The following is a 17,413-nucleotide window of genomic DNA, read 5'->3' on the forward strand; positions in this document are numbered from 1 at the left end:
GTGAACACGATCGCCGCCTACACCAAGTTCGAGATCCTGGGTGCGATCCGCATCCCGATGGTCTTCGTCGCCCTGCTGTTCCTGCCCACCGTGGGCATGCTGCTGTTCGTGGTGCCCGCGCTCGGCGACGACCCGGTCGCCGCGACGCTGAGCACCGGCTCGATGTGCCTGTTCACCGTGCTGATCATCTGCTCCGCCCAGTACGGGCTGGGCATCGCCGACGCGCGGATGAAGCCGTGGGGCGGCTACGTGCGCACCCTGCCCGGCGGTCCGCTGCCCAAGATGGTCAGCATGATCGTGATGAGCTCGGTGTTCGTGGTCGCGGGCAGCATCCCGCTGATCGGCATCGCGGTCATCGGCACCGAGGCCACCGCGTCGTTCCTCGACATCGTGCTCGGCCTCGGCGCGCTCGTGCTCGCCGTGGTGCCGTTCTCGCTGCTCATGCTCGCCATCGGCTACGCGGTCAACCCGTACCTGGTCAGTGTCATCACCAGCATCGCGCCGATCATCTTGGCCTACCTCGGTGGTCTGTTCACCGATCCCAACAGCACCGGTGGCTTTACCGCCAACGTGTCGCCGTTCATCCCCACGCGTGGATCGGCCGAACTGGTGTGGGCCGCGATCGGGGACTACACCCCCAACGCACTCTCGATGGTGATGCTGGGTGTGTGGACCGTGGTCCTGGCGTTCCTCGCTTACCGCGCCTACCGGTCCGACGAGGGCAAGCGTTTCCGCTGACACAGGAGGAGCAAGGTGCAGTTCCGCAAGCTCAAGGTCGATGGCGCGTTGGAGTTCACCCCCAAGGTGTTCCCCGACGACCGCGGGTTGTTCCTGTCGCCGTTCCAGGAGCCCACGTTCGTCGAGGCCACCGGGCACAAGCTGTTCCCGGTAGCGCAGACCAACCACAGCCGATCCCAGCGCGGTGTGGTGCGCGGCGTGCACTTCACCGTCACGCGGCCCGGCTCGGCGAAGTACGTGTACTGCGCGCGCGGTAAGGCCATCGACATCGTGGTCGATATCCGCGTCGGTTCCCCCACCTTCGGGCAGTGGGACTCGGTGCTGCTGGACCAGGACGACTTCCGGGCGATGTACTTCCCGGTCGGGTGCGGCCACGCGTTCATCGCGCTGGAGGACGACACCGTCATGTCTTACATGGTGTCCAGCAGTTACGTGCCGGAGCACGAGTTGGCGCTGTCCGTGGTTGACCCGGCGTTGGGGCTACCCATCCCGGACGACATCACCGAGCCGATCATCTCGGACCGCGACCAGGTAGCGCCGACGTTGGCCGAGGCGAAGGACGCGGGGATCCTGCCCGTGTACTCGCTCTGCCAGGAGATCGAGCGGGAGCTCTACCGGTGAAGGTCGTCGTCCTCGGTGCATCGGGCTTCATCGGCACCGGCATCGTTCGTGCTCTCGCCCAGCGTGAGGTCCAACTGCGGCTGGTAGCCCGGCGGCCGACCCCGGTGCCCGCGGACGCGGTCGCCGAGGTCGAGACGCGGGCGGTGGACCTGCGCGAGGGCGTGGCCGAGCACGTCGCCGACGCGGACGCGGTCGTGCACCTTGTCGCGTACACCGACGGTGGGTGGCGCGTCGCTGATGGGGATAAGACCGCTAAGCGGGTCAACGTCGGTCTTGTCGCGGACCTCATCGAGGCACTGCGGTCACGCCCGACCCCGCCAGTGGTTCTCTTCTCCGGCACCGAGACGCAGGTAGGTCTAGCTGACCGCGTCCGGATCGACGGGACGGAGACAGACAACCCGCTCAGCGCCTACACCCGTCAGAAGCTCGCCGCGGAGACCCTGCTCAAGGACGCCACCCGGGACGGCGTTGTCCGCGCGGTGTCACTCCGGTTGCCGACCATCTATGGCGAACAGGGTGACCGCGGTGTGGTGGCGTTCATGGCGCGCAAAGCCTTCGCGAACGAGCCGCTGACCATGTGGCACGACGGCACCGTCCGCCGCGACCTGGTGTTCGCCGACGACGTGACCTCCGCGTTCCTCGCCGCCCTCGACCACGCCGACGTCCTCGCCGGGCGGCACTACGTGCTGGGCAGCGGTGTCGGCGTGCCGCTGCGCAAGGTGTTCGAACTGGTGGCCGCCGAGGTTTCCGCCGTCACTGGGCAGCCGCCCGTGCCGGTGGTGTCGGTGCCCCCGCCCGGGCACATGGAGCCGACTGACCTCAAGAGCGTGGAGGTGGACGCCTCCGCGTTCCGCGAAGTCACCGGATGGACGACCCAGGTGAGTCTCGAAGAGGGCGTTCGTCGCACGGTCGCCGCCGTCGCTGGGAGCTGACATGCGCGTGTTGCACCTGAACAACTCCGGGTTCGGCCACGTCATCCCGTCGCTGGGGGTGGTCGAGGAGTTGGTCCGCCGTGGTCATGAAGTCACCTATGTGACAGCGGCAGGCCCAGTGGCGAAGGTAGAGGCAACCGGCGCGACCGTGCTGCCCTACGAGTCACGCCTGCCGGGCATAGACCTCTCGGAGTACAACACCGCCGACGAGACGGCAGCGCTCACTGGGATCTACCTGACCGAGAGCGAGGAGATCCTTAAGGCGGTCGACAAGCACTACGAGGGCGTGCCGGACGTCATCTGCTATGACCTCACCGTCTACCACGCCGCCCGGGTGCTCGGTCGCCAGTGGGATGTGCCGCTCGCCCAGTGCCTGCCGGTGTTCGCGTCCAACGACCACTTCTCCCTGCTGGAGAAGATGGTCGAGAAGATGGGCCGCGCGGACCTGTCCCACCCCGAGCTGCGGGCGTTCTTCCGCAGGCTCACCGGCTTGCTGGCCGACCGGGGCCAGGGCGACACCGACCTGGAGGACTTCATCGGGCGCACCGAGGACCTCAACCTCGTGTACTTCCCGCGCGCCTTCCAGTTCGCTGGGGACACCTTCGACGACCGGTTCGTGTTCGTCGGCCCCGGCCTGGCCGCCGACCCGACCGCGTGGACACCGCCGGACGACGGCAAACCCCTGCTGTTCGTCTCGCTCGGCACCTGCGTGAACCGCCGCGCGGGCTTCTTCCGGGCCTGCGTCGACGCCTTCCGCGACCAGCCGTGGCACGTCGTCATGGCCGTGCACGAGGGCGTCGACCGCGCCGAGCTGGGGCCGATCCCGTCCAATGTGGAGGTGCACGGCTGGCTGCCGAACCTGGACGTGCTCGCCCACACGACCGTGTTCTTGTCCCACGCGGGCCTAGGCAGCGTCATGGGTGCCCTCTCTCGTGAAGTCCCCTTGGTGGTGGTGCCTTCATCGCCAGAGGACTGGGTCAACGCGCGGCGAGTAGCGGAACTGGGACTCGGCAAGGTAATCCGCGACGAGTTGCCGCCACCGGCTCGCCTGCGTTCCGCGGTGCTAGAGGTCAACAGGGACAAACGGACCCGCGAGCGTGTCGCCCGGATGCGTGCCGACATCGAGGCATCTGGCGGTGGCGCTGCCGGTGCGGACGCCCTTGAGACACACGCTGCCAAGAGGGGCTTATAGGGGTTGTTAGCCCTCTCAGACGGCCCTTAGCGTCCTGGGCAAATAGGACGATAGGGGCAAGACGTGCGAATCCTGTTCGTGGCGCACTCCGAGAAAACCCACTACTTCAGCATGGTGCCGCTGGCCTCGGCGCTGCGCACCGCGGGCCACGAGGTGCGGGTCGCCACGCAGCCCGACATGGCCGCCGCGGTGGTCGAGTCCGGACTCGTCGCCGTGCCGCTGGGCGCCGACCACAAGTGGAAGCAGGTCATGCAGGAGAAGGGCGACGACTCGTGGGCGGGCCGGGTCGTCGACGCGGTCACCAACGACGTCGACCACGACGCGCTGTTCACCTTCTTCGACGAGACAACCCGGGACTACTTCCGCACGGTCAACAACGAGGAGTTCGTCGCCGACCTCGTCGCCCACGCGAAGTCCTGGCGGCCCGACCTCCTCGTGTGGGAGCAGTTCACCTGGGCGGGCGCGGTGGCGGCCGAGGCCATCGGCGTGCCGCACGCCCGCATGCTCTGGGGCGCCGACGTCGTCACCCGCAGCCGGCTGCGCTTCCTCGACGGCGTCGACCACCGGGGCGATCCGCTGGCGGACTGGCTGACCGAGCTGCTCGAGCGCCACGGTGGCCAGTTCAGCGAACGCGTCGTCACCGGCCACTGGACGATCGACCCCGGCCCGCCCAGCCACCGCATCGACAACGGCCTGGACGTCCAGCCGGTGCGCTACATCCCCTACAACGGGCCCGCGTCGCTGCCCGCGTGGCTCGCCGAGCCGCCCACCAAGCCCCGGGTGGCGGTGACCGCGGGCGTGTCGGTCCGCGGGTACTTCGGCTTCGACATGTTCTCCCTCGGCGCGCTGCACGCCTTCGCCGACCTGGACATCGAGATCGTCGCGACCCTGCTGCCGATGCCCGGTGAGACTGTCGACGCCGCACCGCCCAACGCCAAGGTGTTCGACTTCGTCCCCATGGCGGGCTTGCTGCCCACGTGTGCCGCTGTCGTGCACATCGGCGGCGCGGGCATCCAGTCCACCGCAGCCGTGCACGGTGTCCCGCAGCTCGTCTTACCCGGCTTCTGGGACACGGTCGTGCGCGCTACCAAGCTGGTCGAGTCTGGTGCGGGGCTGTCCATCCTGCCGCACGAGGTGACGCTAGAGCGCGTGCGTGACGATCTAGTCCGACTCCTGGAAGACCCGTCCTTCGCCGAAGGCGCCAAGAGGCTGCGTGATGACGTGCTCTCCGCGCCCTCGCCCAACGCCGTAGTGGCCGAGCTGGAACGGCGGGTCGCCGATGTACGGGCGTGAGTTCGCGGAGATCTACGACCTGCTGCACCACGGCCGGGGCAAGGACTACCACGCCGAGGCCGCGTTCGTCGCCGACCTGATCCGCGCCAGAGCACCGCACGCCAGGTCCCTTGTGGACATCGCGTGCGCCACCGGTGCCCACCTGGTCGCGTTCGCTGGCCTGTTCGACGAGGTCGCAGGCGTGGAGCTCTCCGAACCGATGGTCCAGGTCGCGCGCAAGAAGTTCGACGGCGAGGTCGTGCACCCCGGCGACATGCGGGACTTCGCCCTCGGGCGCCGCTTCGACGCCGTCACCTGCATGTTCGGTTCCATCGGGCACACCATGTCCGAGGCGGAACTCGACGCCGCGCTGACCTGCTTCGCCAACCACCTCAACCCCGGCGGCGTGCTCGTCGTCGACCCGTGGTGGTTCGCCGAGACATTCACAGAGGGCTACATCGCCGGTGACATTGTCGAGGTCGAGGGCCTGACAGTGGCAAGAGTCTCGCACGCGACAAGAGTGTCCGGTAAGTCGCGCATGGAGGTCCACTACACCGTCGCGCGGCCCGAGGGCATCACCCACTTCGCAGAGACCTACCTGGCGTCCCTCTACACCAGACAGCAGTACGAGGACGCGTTCGCGCGCGCGGGGTTCACGGCCGAGTACCTCCCCGGAGTCCAGAACGGTCGGGGTGCCTTCGTCGCGGCGCGGAAGTCCTAGGGGTGGCAAGGGGTTGTCGCTGGTGAGCGGCGTTCATAGGTTCGCAGTGACGGGGCGATTCGCCGACACCGCAGGCGTTGGGACACCACCGTGACCGAACTCTCCGAGGCCATGCGGGTGGACTTCGCCGCCGGGGTCGCCAGGTCCGCGCTCGCGGGCCCCACCGGCGACTTCGCGGGCTGGCTCGCCGACTGCCGCGCCCGGTTCCACACCCGCGTCGAGCCGGTGCCGCTCGACCGGCTCGACGGCTGGTCGGTGCACCCCGAGACCGGCGACATCGGCCACCACAGCGGCAAGTTCTTCACCGTGCGCGGGCTCGACGTCGAGGTCGCGGGCGCCCCGGTGCCCCGCTGGAGCCAGCCGATCATCAGCCAGCCCGAGATCGGCATCCTCGGCATCCTGGTGCGCGAGTTCGACGGCGTGCCGCACCTGCTGATGCAGGCCAAGGTCGAGCCGGGCAACGTCAACGGCGTGCAGCTCTCGCCGACCGTGCAGGCGACCCGCAGCAACTACACCAGCGTGCACGGCGGCAAGGCGGTGCCGTACCTGGACTACTTCCGCGACACCGGCAGGCACACCGTGCTCGCCGACGTCCGCCAGTCCGAGCAGGGCGCCTGGTTCCACCGCAAGCGCAACCGCAACATGGTGGTCCTCGTCGACGAGCCGGTCGAGGTGCTCGACGGGTTCTGCTGGCTGACCCTCGCCCAGGTCCACCAGCTGCTGCGGCTCGACGACCTGGTCAACATGGACACCCGCACCGTGCTGTGCTGCCTGCCGTTCTCCGGCGCGGGCCTGGCCGAGCGCTACCCCGGCGTCGACGGGTTCCGCGCCGACCTGGTGCACGCGCTCGACGAAGGCGCCGCGACCGCGCACACGATGGGCGAGGTGCTGAGCTGGATCACCGAGGCGCGCACCCGCCACGACGTGCGGGTCCGCGAGATCCCGCTCAACGAGGTCACCGACTGGCGGTGGACCGACGGGCGGATCAGCCACGACACCGGCCTGTTCTTCGACGTCGTGGGGGTCGGGGTGACGGCGGCGGGGCGCGAGGTCGGCCGCTGGCACCAGCCGATGCTGCGACCGCGCGGGCAGGGGCTCGCCGCGTTCCTGGTGCGCCAGGTCGACGGGGTCCCGCACGTCCTCATGCACGCCAGGGTCGAACCCGGCTACTTCGACGTCGTCGAGCTGGCCCCGACCGTGCAGTGCACCCCCGACACCTACGACAAGCTGCCCGCCGAGGCCAGGCCCGAGTTCCTGGACGAGGTGCTGGCCGCCGACCCGAGCCGGATCCTGTTCGACGCCGTGCACTCCGAGGAGGGCGGCCGGTTCATGCACGCGCGCACCCGGTACGTGGTCCTGTCCTCGGACGCCGACGTGGCCGCCGACCACCCCGACTACCGCTGGCTCGCCCCGCACCAGCTGGCGACCCTGCTGCGGCACAGCCACTACCTCAACGTCCAGGCGCGCAGCGTGCTCGCCTGCCTGCACAGCCTGGTCACCCCGGAGGGAACGCCATGACCACCCGCGTCTGGGACTACCTGCCCGAGTACGAGAACGAGCGCGAGGACATCCTCGACGCGGTCGACACCGTGTTCCGGTCCGGCCAGCTCGTCTTCGGGCCGAGCGTGCGCGGGTTCGAGGAGGAGTTCGCGGCCTACCACGGCCTCGGGCACTCGGTCGGTGTCGACAACGGCACCAACGCCCTGGTCCTGGCCCTGCGCGCGCTCGGCGTCCGCCCGGGTGACGAGGTCATCACCGTGTCGAACACGGCGGCCCCCACGGTCATCGCCATCGACCAGGTCGGCGCCACCCCGGTGTTCGTCGACGTGCACGAGCGCAACTACCTGATGGACGTCAGCCAGGTCGAGGCCGCGATCACCCCGCGTACGACCTGCCTGCTGCCGGTTCACCTCTACGGCCAGTGCGTCGACTTGGCGCCTCTAGAGGCGTTGTCGGCCAAGCACGGGATCCCGATTCTGGAAGACTGCGCACAGTCGCACGGTGCCCGGCAGAACGGTCGCATCGCTGGCGCTACCGGCAAGGCAGCAGCGTTCTCGTTCTACCCCACCAAGGTTCTTGGCGCATACGGCGACGGTGGTGCTGTCGTCACCGATGACGCCGCCGTGGACGCCGAGCTGCGCAGGCTCCGGTACTACGGCATGGACAAGCAGTACTACGTGGTGCAGACCCCCGGCCACAACTCGCGCCTCGACGAGGTCCACGCCGAGATCCTGCGCCGCAAACTCCGCAGGCTCGACGGCTACCTAGAGGCCCGCCGCAAGGTCGCGGCCCGCTACGCGGAAGCCCTGTCCGACACGGATCTGATCCTGCCGTCGGTAGAGCCGGGCAACGACCACGTCTACTACGTCTACGTCGTTCGCCACCCCCGCCGGGACGCGATCCTGGAGGCCCTCCAGGCCTACGACATCTCCCTCAACATCAGCTACCGCTGGCCGGTCCACACCATGAGCGGCTTCGCCCACCTCGGCTACGCCCCCGGCTCCCTCCCGGTGACCGAACACCTGGCCGACGAGATCTTCTCGCTCCCCATGTACTCCTCCCTGTCCGAAGACCTCCAGGACAAGGTCATCTCCGCCCTCCGGGAGGTCCTGCGCACGGTGTGACGCGAGTGCCCTGGTGGACCCGCTCCACCAGGGCACACCCGTCTCAGGAGTACGGGGTGTAGATCAGGTTCGCGGTGTTGCCGGAGCCGGGCACCGTGTAGTTGATGAGATTGGTGAACTGCCCGCAGTTCGTGAACGGCGGGATCGTGAAGGTGGCGGCTAGAGTGCCACCATCGTTGGGGTTGAAGTTAGGGCCAGAGCTCAGCGGTAGGTCCACCTCCGTCGAGCAGTTCGGCAGATTGTGCACCTGCCCCTGGACCGTTATCCGCGACAGCGTCACCTTCTGCCGGGACGCCACGGTGTAGACCCCGCCCTGATACGTACCTGTTGCGGTAGCGATAGGCGAGAACTCCGCGTGCCCGGTGCCATAGCGGCCCAGGCGGATGTCCGTCGGGTTGAAGGCCAGGGATGACGCGTGCGTGCCAGTGGCCAAGTCCATGGTCCCCACGTGCTCGCCGCGCACCGCGGTCTTCGAGCCCTTGACGGTGAAGGTGCCGTTGGTGTCGAAGTAATGCGTGGTGTGCGTTCCCAGGGTTCGCAACAAGAGCGGATTGCTGCGGCGTTCGCCACCCAGCTCGATAGCCTTAACGCGTAGCCAGTACCCGGTGTCGGGCTTGAGTCCGGTTACCGTGCCGGTGAGCGTGTCGGCGCCCATGACCCGGGTCGCCACGACGTCGTCTAACAGGATCTCGTAGCCGTAGGGCGGACCCATCAACCCGTAGCTCTTGTTCCAGGCCAAGGTGATGCTGTCTGTGGTCGTCCCGGTGACCCGGAAGTTGTTGGGGGCCGGGTGGAACTCGTAGATAGCGCTATCGGTGACGATCGACATCCAGCGCGCGGGCGGGGTGGAGCACAGGGCGGTGATGCCCTTGCGCGGCCACGGCGCGGTGTCTGCCCGACGGGTCTTGAGCGCCAGGTCGACCCCGGTGACGTCCACGAAGGTGTCGCCGCTCAGGTAACTGGCGTAGGCGCCCGCGTAGCCGACGACTTCGACCACCAGGTCTTGGCCCGCGACGACCGGGGTTCGTGGGAAGTGCAGTGTGGTCGACGCCCGCCAGCTGAACTTGCCGGTGATCGCCAGCTGCAAGGTCACCTGACCTTCGACGGTAGCCACACCGAGCGCGGCGATGGTGTCGGCAGGCAGCGTGGCGGTGCCGGTGATCCGCCGGTGCTCGGGGACGGGGCCGAGGTGGGCGGGGTTCTCGATGTCAGCGCTAACGGCTACCCGCACCGAGGTGACTGTCGGGTCGGAGCACTGTGCTGTCGCGGTGACCGGCATGACCTGGCTGCCAACTGCCGCAGGCAGGCTAAGAGCAACAGGTGGGCTAAGAACGGTAATGGCTGCCGCGGTGAGGGTGGCCGCGGTAAGTCTTCTTTTTCGCACCGGAATTCCATTCTGTAGGGAATCGGGGCGCGCGAATTCTAGGGCCGCCACCCGCGGCACCCAATGGCGTTCGCCCGAAAGCAGGCCGGTCGTTCCGCCGTCGAGCGATTCGGTGACCGGGTGCCACGACCGGCCAAAGCGGACTGAAGTTCGCCAAGCGGACACCGGTGTGAGTTGGGTCATGTCGGTGGCCGCCGGGCTGAGAGGTCGCTGAGACCGCCGCGGGCACCCCGGTAGGGTCGGGCCGGGCAAGCGTCCCGGGGGAGGTCGCCATGGGTCTCATGCGGACGGTCAGCGGGACCGTCGCGTCCAGGCTGGCGCGCACCGCGCTGGCCCGGTTCGTGCTGCGCAAGGCGGGCACCAGGGCGTTGTCCCTGCTGCCCGAGGGCGCGCTCATCCCGCTGCGCCGCGACGGGCTCGAGCCGGTCGCCGAGCTGGACCGGATCCGCGAGCAGGCGCCGATCACCAAGCTGCCCATCCCGTTCGCGGTCAACATCTGGCTGGTCACCGGGCACGCGGAGAACAAGCGGGTACTCGCCGACACCACCTCGTTCAGCAACGACTACACCCACCTCGGCGAGCTCGTCGGCGCCCAGGACCAGAACCCCGGCGGCCTCGGGTTCGCCGACCCGCCCGACCACACCCGGCTGCGCAAGCTGCTCACGCCGGAGTTCACCATGCGCAGGCTGTCCCGGCTCGGACCGCGCATCGACGCGATCGTCGCGGGCTGCCTGGACCGGATGGCCACCTCACCCGATCCGGTCGACCTGGTCGAGCACTTCGCGCTGCCCATCCCGTCGCTGACCATCTGCGAACTGCTCGGCGTCCCCTACTCCGACCGCGACGAGTTCCAGCGGCTCGCGGTGGCCAGGTTCGACCTGTTCAGCGGCGCGGGCGCGTCCATCGGCGCCATCTCCGAGTCGCTGGTCTACCTGGAGGGCGTGGTCAAGGCCCAGCGCGCCGACCCGGGCGACGGGCTGCTCGGCATGATCATCCGCGAGCACGGCGACCAGGTCGACGACAAGGAACTCGCGGGCCTTGCCGACGGCATCCTCACCGGCGGCTTCGAGACCACCGCCAGCATGCTCGCCCTCGGCGCCCTCATGCTGCTGCGCGACCCGGCCACCGGCACGCTGATCCGCACCGACGACGCGGCCATCGGCCCGTTCGTCGAGGAACTGCTGCGCTACCTGACCGTCGTCCAGGTCGCTTTCCCCCGCTTCGCCCGCCGCGACCTGGAGATCTCCGGCGCGCACATCAGCGCGGGCGACGTGGTCGTCTGCTCGCTGAGCGCGGCCAACCGCGACGACGCGCTGGTCGGCGGCGAACCCGCGTTCGACCCGGCCCGGCTGCCCACCCAGCACATGGCGTTCGGCCACGGCGCGCACCGCTGCATCGGCGCGGAACTGGCCAGGATGGAACTGCGCGCCGCCTACCCGGCGCTGATCCGGCGGTTCCCGGACCTGCGGCTGGCGATACCGGAGTCGGAGCTGCGCTTCCGCAAGACGTCCATCGTCTACGGCGTCGAGGAAATCCCGGTCACCACGCGCTGAACGCCGGGAATCACCGGATCGGGTGGTGCGGGGACGGGTAACCTGAGGTCAGGCGTCTTGGCGGTCCGTGGCTGGGGACCCGGGGTGGCTGGGTACGCTGCGCCCCCGAGGGATCACGGCACCCGCTCGCGCCGTCCCCGTCGGGGCAGGCCCCCGACGCGCGAGGCGCCCGCGGTCCCGCCTGTCCCGACGAAGGAAGGTCCCCGATGGTCCTCCGCCGCCTCGCCGCCACCCTGCTCCTGGCGGGCGCAGCTGTCCTGGGCGCCGCGCTGCCCGCCTCGGCGCACGCCGAACTGAAGTCGAGCGACCCGGCCAAGGGCGCCACCGTCGCCCAACTGCCCACCACGCTCACCCTGACCTTCACCGACACCGTCACCACCGTGGTCGACTCGATCTCGGTCACCGGCCCCGACTCGGTCCGCTGGGTCGTCGGCACCCCCCAGGTCGCGGGCGCCGTGGTCACCGTCGCGGTCCAACCCCAAGGCCCGGCAGGCCCCTACCAGATCGAATACCGCGTCAACTCCGACGACGGCCACATCGTCAGCGGCGCCATCGACTTCACCATGGCCATCGCCGCCCCCGCACCGACCACCACCACTGAGGAAGCGGCCCCAACCACCTCCCAGGAGGTGGCCACCGAGGCCCCAGCCACCACCACGCCCCCCGCGGCCCAACCCGCCGCCGCGGACTCCGGCCTCCCAAAGTGGATCTGGTTCGTCGTAGGCCTAGCCGCCCTAGCCGCCATCGTCGTAGCCCTCCTAGCCCGCTCCCGCCGCAGCGGCCCCCCAGGACCCACCAACTAACACCCCCCTCCGGCGGGTCAGGCCCCCAGCCTGACCCGCCACCCCAATGCCTATCGAGGCCGCTGACGGCATGGGTAAAGGCCACCCAGAGCAGACAGTCCGGTGGCCAGGCTCCCCCAACTCAACGCCCTACCTCATTTGGCCCGTCGCAAACGACGTTGGCCCCAAGCACCCGCCAAACGACGTTGGCCCGCCACCGCTCCACGAAGGCGCTGGTGCCAACTGCTCGATGGGGCGGACTTGTTGTGTGTGGGGGAGGACCACCCGTAGCTTCGGTAGCGGACAGGGCCATGCTTTTCGGCCTCGGCTTTGCGGTCCTGCCACGGGTGGTCTCGGGGCCCCGCGCAAAATAAGTTCGCCCCATCGAGCTCTTCGCATTCTCGCGCCTGTTCGATGCCGCAGGCGAGCCGTCCACCGCAGCGAAGCGAAGGCCACGAGACCCGGACTTCCCCAGCTCAACGCACTGCCGCCCACGGCCAGCAAGATCAACCCGCCCCAAAGACCCCCGAATACACAGGCTACCCGCGGGAACGCAAGCGCAGAGAGGCTGAAAGCCGCCCCTGTGGACAACTCAGCCCCTTGTGGACAACTGACACACAGCCAACGCCACCGCAGATCGCGCACTTGGCACGCGCCGCAGTCCATTCGCGGCCGACCGGTCGACCGACGATCCGGCCAGCAGCGGCGATGGTTCGCCGTCAGACCTCAGTGCCACCAGCCTCCCGCGCAACCCGTTCCAACTCGCTCCGATACTTCGCCCACCAAGCCGCATCCCCTTCCGGCATGTTGTCCGCCGATTCCCGATGGCCAGCGGCGCCGTCCAGGGTCTCGCGGAGGATGTCGGCGTGGCCTGCGTGGCGGTGGGTTTCGGCGATCATGTGGATGAGGAGGCGGTGCAGGGTGGTTTCGGCGCGGTCGGCTGGCCAGTGGGGGACGACGGCGCGGGCTTCGAGGGGGTGGGTTTCGATTGTGTGGTCGGAGTGGGCCCAGACGTCGCGGTAGAGGGTGGTGATGTGGGCTCGGGATTCGGTGGCGGTGGCCCACATGTCGGCGTTGGGGGGCGCGTCGTCGGCGAGCCAGGGGTAGGTGGTGGGGTAGGGGCGGGCGAAGCTGGCGCCGAAGTAGGCGATCTCGCAGCCCGCCACGTGCTTGACCAGGCCGAGCAGGTTGGTCCCCGTGCTGGTCATCGGCCTGCGGATGTCGTAGTCCGAGAGCCCGTCGAGCTTCCACAGCAGGGCCTCGCGGGCGACGGTCAGGTAGCGGTGCAGGTCGGCCTTGGGCTCGGAGGTCATGGCGCCAGCATCCCACCGGCCGCCGACACTTGCGCGGGGCTGAACCGCAGGTGAACGGATGGCGGCAGTGGTGTCCGGCCGCCGCGCCGCTGCCTAGGCTCTCGCGCGGGGGAGGGAGATCATCGTGACCGAGCTCAGAGACGCGTTGCGGGCGGTCCTGGACTTCCTCGGCGCGGGCAACCTCGTGCTGGGCATCGTGCTGCTCGTCGCCACGCCGTTCGTCGACCGGTTCCTGATCCGGCGCAAGCGGGTCAGCTTCCGGGTGCACTACAACTCCAAGATCGGGCTCGGGCCGGAGAAGCTGACCGACGAGACCTCCGACTCCGGCCAGCTGACCAGGCTGACCCGGCTGCTCGACCGGCTGAGCATCGTGGTGATCCGCATCCGCAACACCGGCGGGTACGACATCGACCCCGACGACTTCGACCGCCCGTTGACCTTCACCTTCGGCGAGCGGGTCGTCTGGAACGCGCGCATCTCCGAGGCAGGCTCGGCCGAGGTACGGGAGAAGCTGCGCGCGGGCCTGCGCTTCTTCCGTACTGATGGCACCGATAGCGCTAACGGGACCAACGGCCAGGTAGGCCCACCGGTGGCCGACGAGCGAGACAGTCTGCGCACGGTCCGGGACAAGATGGCGCAACGCATGGTCCGCTGGATCGGCGGCCAGGCGCCCGCGCCCAAGGAGCCCGAGGCCGAGCCGCGCTGGCACGGTGTGCGGCTGGAGACCCTGGCGCTCAAGCGCAAGCAGAAGATCAAGCTGGTCGTGGTGCTGGAGGAACCCGAGGACCACCCGGGCGGCGAGACCAGCAAGGAGATCACCGCCACCGGCAAGCTCGCGGACAACGGCATCATCAAGGACGAGAAGCGGCAGCGGCGGTTCACCCTGCCCCGGCTCACCGGCGCGCTGGCGCTGGTCCTCACCGCGTTCCTGGTGCTGAGCCTGGTGTTCGCCTCGCCGCCGGACGACCCGTCGGTGCGCTGCGTGTCCGGCGACATCACCATCCGCGGCTCCAGCGTCTTCATGCCCACCATGAAGGCCATGGCCGCCGACTACACCGCGGCCTGCGCGGACGCCACGATCACCACCCAGGCCACCGGCAGCATCGACGGCGTGCGCTGGCTCGCCTCGGCCGACCCGGCCACCTCCGCCGCGCTCTCGGACGGCCTGCAGCAGAACCCCGGCGGCCTGGTCGCCCAGCAGCTGGCTGTCGTCGTCTACCACGTTGTCGTGCACGCCGGGGTCCCGGTGGAGACGCTGAGCACCGAGGACCTGCGCCGGATCTACGACGGCACCTACACCGACTGGAACCAGGTCAGCCCTGGGTCGCCGTCGCTGCCGATCCGCATCGTCGGCCGGGGCCAGTCCTCCGGCACCCGCCAGCTGTTCGAGAAGCAGGTCCTCAACGGCGGCGAGGGCGGCCTGTCGTCGGACGAGTGCGTCGAGAAGAACCGCGACCCCAGGGCCCGCACCACCCGCTGCGAGCGCGAGTCGAACTCCGACGTGGTCGCGATGATCGGGGCTGTGGCGGGCGCCATCGGGTACGCGGACGCGCCGTCGGTCGCCGAGGCCCGCAAGAAGGGCGACCTGAAGGCGGTCAGCATCGACGGCAAGACCTTCGACACCGCGGCCGGTCTGGCGTCGAACTACCCGTTCTGGACCGTCGAGCACCTCTACCTCAAGGGCGAGCCCGGCGCGGACTCCCTGCTGGCCGCGTTCGCCGAGCACGTCCGCAAGCACGACAGCGCGCGGCTGCGGCTCAAGGACTCGGGCTACCTGCCGTGCGTCACACCAGAGGGGACACCGCTGGAGCTCTGCAGCACCCGCTAGCTCCCGCAGGACTGGCGGATCAGCTCGGGGGTGAGCAGTGCCGCAGGACCGACCAGGGCCGGGTCGGCGAAGACCTGCCGCAGCGCCTCGGGCACCTCGTCGGTGGCGGCGTCGACCAACTCGATCGCCTCGGGGTGCGCGCGCAGGTGGTCGGCGAGGCCGGGCCAGCGGATCTCGATGACCGTCCACGCCGCGAGGGCCTGGACCGGGACCGGGTTGCCCTCCAGGGTCCGGACGGCCCGCGCCATGCTGTAGGTGTTGATGAACCGCTTCATCGCGCGCGGGTTCGGCGGCAGCATCCCGGCGTACCGCTGGAGGCTGTGCTCGGTCGCCGCGACCGCGCCCGGTGTGGTCATCTTGCGCAGCGCCTCCGCCGCGACCCGGCCGCGCACCACCGGGCTCGCCGTGCTCAGGGCGTCGACGACCTGCTCCTCCGTGGCGCTGCTGTCGAGCTGGGCCCGCACGCGGCTCTCCTCCGCGGCGGCACCTCGCGGCTGGGCGACCTCGCTGGAACGCAACAGGTGGCTCAGGTAGTCCTCCCGGCGCGGGGAGTCGATCGCCGGTACCTGGACGCGGAGCTGGAAGAACTTGTCCAGGAACAGGTAGCCCAACGGCCTGCCCGGTTCGGCGACGGCCGTGGCGAACCGCTCGTAGGCCTGTTCGTAGCTCGCCCGGATCCAGGCGCCGTCCGCGGCGACGATGAAGTGCGGGCCGGTGTCGCGCACCAACGTCTGCACGGTGTCCAGCAGTTCGACCACAGTGGACTCCTTGCACCGGTCGAGATCGTCCACAAGGAACACGACCGGCCGTTTCGCCTTGCGTGCCAACCACCCGAAGTGCCGGTTGACCTCCAGCATCGGGTTGGTGTTGGACTGCTCGAACAACCGAGCCCCGCGCGCGGAGTCCCACAGCAGGAACCGGCTGGCCACCAGCAAGCCCGCCCAGATCGTGCCCACCCCGGCGATCGCCCCGGTGACGGTCTTGGCCACCTCGGCGATGCCCTTGACGTCGGAGACGAACAGCCAGACACCGCCGCCCAACGCCAGCAGCAGGATGAAGGCGAACACGATCGGCGCGCCGACTCGTCGCAGTCGCGCCACGGATTCGCTTATCCGCAGCCAGATCCGGCCTAAGAACCCGCGTTGCCCTCGGACGGCGGTGCGCATGGCGGTCAGCAGCGCCCACCAGGACGGGCCGACCCCCGCCTCGCGCCACGCGTCGAACGGCACGGTGGTGAAGTCGCGATCCAGTTCCGCGCGCAGGAAGCCGAGGATGGTGCTCTTGCCGGATCCCCACGGGCCGTCGAGGTGGACGAGGAAGGAGGAGTCGACTTGGCGCAGCTGTTGGGCTATCAGGTCGGCGAGGGGGCGGCGTTGCAGCCAGTCCTGGGTGGCGGGGGCGTCGGCGGCCCAGTCGACGTGGTCGGTCATCGGGCGCGCCCACACCCGCACGGTGCCGTCCTCGCCGCCGCTTACCACGACCGGGCGCTCGTCGACGGTGCCGAACGCGACGCCCCGCACCGGGCCCGCGTGGCCGGGGAGGTTGCTGAGAGCGCCGGTTTCGGGCTGCCACAACCGGATCAGGCCGTCGGCGCCGCCGATGGCCACGGTCGTGACGTCGTCGACCTTGGTGACGGCGATGGACCGGGGCTCGGCGCTGAGCCGGAGCACGGACCCGTCGACGTGGACCTCGTTGTCCGCTGTGCCCAGGGCGGTCGTGGACCCGTGGGCCGCGACGCAGGTCGCCTGGATGAGGGCGCCCCTGGGCCGGTCGTGCTTGTCCCAGATCAGCCACTGCCCGTCGGTCGAGATCGACACGGGCGTGATCTCGTCGGTCAGGGCGACCCCGGTGACGAAGTCGGTGTGGCCGCGCAACTCCCGCACGTCGCCGTTGGTCCAGCGGAACACGGCGTTGTCGTCGCCACCGCTGACGACCGTGCTGCCCCGACCGGCGGCGACCGCGTTCGCGATGCCGTTGTGCTGGTAGAGGACGACGCCGTCGCCGGTCCCGTAGAGCGACCACGCGCGGACGGTGCCGTCCTGGCCGCAGCTGAAGACCTGGCCGGGGGAGTACCTGCTGGCCGCGACCGACCAGACCGGTCCGGCGTGACCGCGGAACTCCCGCTCGCCCGGCTCGCCCAGGTTCCACGCGCGGACCACGCTGTCCTCGCAGCCCGCGACCAGCAGGGGCGGCGCTTCCTCCGCGACCGCGACTGACGTCACCGGCGTCCCGACCTGGATGAGTTGCTGCTCGCGGAAGGGCGCCATCGCGGGCTGCGCCAATCCGGTGATCGCGTCGGGGGTGATGACCTGGTCGGCGTCGCCTGGAGCGGCGACCAGCACGTAGCCCGCGTCGATCAACGCGTCCGGCAGCCGTTCGGTGGCACCGTCGACGAAGAGTCGGGTCTCCCACTGCGATGCCATGCTCCGAGGCTAGTGGCCCGCGGTGGTTCC

The 17,413-nt window shown here is 69.6% G+C and carries 14 protein-coding genes; 11 read left to right on the forward strand and 3 right to left on the reverse strand.

The window, feature by feature from the left end; translation table 11 throughout:
* From LV79_RS10165 to LV79_RS10200, 8 genes are all read left to right on the forward strand, one after another.
* A complete protein-coding gene (locus tag LV79_RS10165; RefSeq protein WP_253834433.1) occupies positions 1–738 on the forward strand; it encodes a hypothetical protein in 738 nt (245 codons plus the stop codon).
* 15 nt (positions 739–753) lie between these two features.
* Positions 754–1,359: a dTDP-4-dehydrorhamnose 3,5-epimerase family protein gene (locus LV79_RS10170; protein ID WP_253834435.1), complete on the forward strand. Its 606-nt coding sequence runs from the start codon at positions 754–756 to the stop codon at positions 1,357–1,359.
* The gene (locus LV79_RS10175) at positions 1,356–2,291 is read left to right on the forward strand and encodes an NAD-dependent epimerase/dehydratase family protein (protein ID WP_253834436.1); all 936 of its coding nucleotides are present in this window, start codon (positions 1,356–1,358) and stop codon (positions 2,289–2,291) included. The genes LV79_RS10170 and LV79_RS10175 overlap by 4 nt, the downstream gene beginning before the upstream one ends.
* A 1-nt stretch (position 2,292) precedes the next feature.
* Positions 2,293–3,483: a macrolide family glycosyltransferase gene (locus LV79_RS10180; protein WP_253834437.1), complete on the forward strand. Its 1,191-nt coding sequence runs from the start codon at positions 2,293–2,295 to the stop codon at positions 3,481–3,483.
* A 63-nt stretch (positions 3,484–3,546) separates the two neighbouring features.
* Positions 3,547–4,776 carry an activator-dependent family glycosyltransferase gene (locus LV79_RS10185; RefSeq protein ID WP_253834438.1) on the forward strand — a complete coding sequence of 410 codons (1,230 nt, stop codon included), beginning with the start codon at positions 3,547–3,549 and terminating at the stop codon, positions 4,774–4,776.
* Entirely contained in the window at positions 4,763–5,476 is a 714-nt protein-coding gene (locus LV79_RS10190) for a class I SAM-dependent DNA methyltransferase (protein WP_253834439.1), read from the forward strand. The genes LV79_RS10185 and LV79_RS10190 overlap by 14 nt, the downstream gene beginning before the upstream one ends.
* A 90-nt stretch (positions 5,477–5,566) precedes the next feature.
* On the forward strand, positions 5,567–6,994 hold the full coding sequence (locus tag LV79_RS10195; RefSeq protein WP_253834440.1) for an NDP-hexose 2,3-dehydratase family protein: 1,428 nt from the start codon (positions 5,567–5,569) through the stop codon (positions 6,992–6,994).
* Complete coding sequence (locus LV79_RS10200; protein WP_253834441.1) at positions 6,991–8,100, forward strand: DegT/DnrJ/EryC1/StrS family aminotransferase; 1,110 nt, start codon at positions 6,991–6,993, stop codon at positions 8,098–8,100. The genes LV79_RS10195 and LV79_RS10200 overlap by 4 nt, the downstream gene beginning before the upstream one ends.
* Positions 8,101–8,143: 43 nt before the next feature.
* Here LV79_RS10200 and LV79_RS10205 read toward each other — a convergent pair whose 3' ends face one another.
* Positions 8,144–9,331 (reverse strand): fibronectin type III domain-containing protein, encoded by a 1,188-nt coding sequence (locus LV79_RS10205; RefSeq protein WP_253834442.1) that lies wholly within the window; start codon positions 9,329–9,331, stop codon positions 8,144–8,146.
* Between the two features lie 425 nt (positions 9,332–9,756).
* On the opposite strand from LV79_RS10205, the gene LV79_RS10210 reads away from it, so the two are divergent.
* Positions 9,757–11,037 (forward strand): cytochrome P450, encoded by a 1,281-nt coding sequence (locus tag LV79_RS10210; RefSeq protein ID WP_253834444.1) that lies wholly within the window; start codon positions 9,757–9,759, stop codon positions 11,035–11,037.
* A 206-nt stretch (positions 11,038–11,243) separates the two neighbouring features.
* Positions 11,244–11,840 carry a copper resistance CopC family protein gene (locus tag LV79_RS10215; protein WP_253834446.1) on the forward strand — a complete coding sequence of 199 codons (597 nt, stop codon included), beginning with the start codon at positions 11,244–11,246 and terminating at the stop codon, positions 11,838–11,840.
* Between the two features lie 698 nt (positions 11,841–12,538).
* Here LV79_RS10215 and LV79_RS10220 read toward each other — a convergent pair.
* Positions 12,539–13,132, reverse strand: a complete 594-nt coding sequence (locus LV79_RS10220) for a DinB family protein (protein ID WP_253834448.1) — start codon at positions 13,130–13,132, stop codon at positions 12,539–12,541.
* A 124-nt stretch (positions 13,133–13,256) separates the two neighbouring features.
* Between LV79_RS10220 and LV79_RS10225 the strand changes: the two genes are divergently transcribed.
* Positions 13,257–14,960 carry a PstS family phosphate ABC transporter substrate-binding protein gene (locus LV79_RS10225; protein ID WP_253834450.1) on the forward strand — a complete coding sequence of 568 codons (1,704 nt, stop codon included), beginning with the start codon at positions 13,257–13,259 and terminating at the stop codon, positions 14,958–14,960.
* On the opposite strand, the gene LV79_RS10230 is transcribed toward LV79_RS10225, so the two are convergent.
* A complete protein-coding gene (locus tag LV79_RS10230; protein WP_253834452.1) occupies positions 14,957–17,383 on the reverse strand; it encodes a P-loop NTPase fold protein in 2,427 nt (808 codons plus the stop codon). The two genes, LV79_RS10225 and LV79_RS10230, sit on opposite strands and share 4 nt — an antisense overlap.
* Positions 17,384–17,413: the final 30 nt, after the last annotated feature.

The sequence above is a fragment of the Actinokineospora globicatena genome, from assembly GCF_024171945.1.
In the GTDB taxonomy this organism is placed as follows: domain Bacteria; phylum Actinomycetota; class Actinomycetes; order Mycobacteriales; family Pseudonocardiaceae; genus Actinokineospora; species Actinokineospora globicatena.

Bases quoted from the DNA above. Each gene is read 5' to 3' on its own strand.
- LV79_RS10230 (WP_253834452.1), bottom strand. From the start codon at position 17,383: ATGGCATCGCAGTGGGAGACCCGACTCTTCGTCGACGGTGCCACCGAA.
- LV79_RS10220 (WP_253834448.1), bottom strand. From the start codon at position 13,132: ATGACCTCCGAGCCCAAGGCCGACCTGCACCGCTACCTGACCGTCGCC.
- LV79_RS10190 (WP_253834439.1), top strand. From the start codon at position 4,763: ATGTACGGGCGTGAGTTCGCGGAGATCTACGACCTGCTGCACCACGGC.
- LV79_RS10180 (WP_253834437.1), top strand. From the start codon at position 2,293: ATGCGCGTGTTGCACCTGAACAACTCCGGGTTCGGCCACGTCATCCCG.
- LV79_RS10210 (WP_253834444.1), top strand. From the start codon at position 9,757: ATGGGTCTCATGCGGACGGTCAGCGGGACCGTCGCGTCCAGGCTGGCG.
- LV79_RS10215 (WP_253834446.1), top strand. From the start codon at position 11,244: ATGGTCCTCCGCCGCCTCGCCGCCACCCTGCTCCTGGCGGGCGCAGCT.
- LV79_RS10200 (WP_253834441.1), top strand. From the start codon at position 6,991: ATGACCACCCGCGTCTGGGACTACCTGCCCGAGTACGAGAACGAGCGC.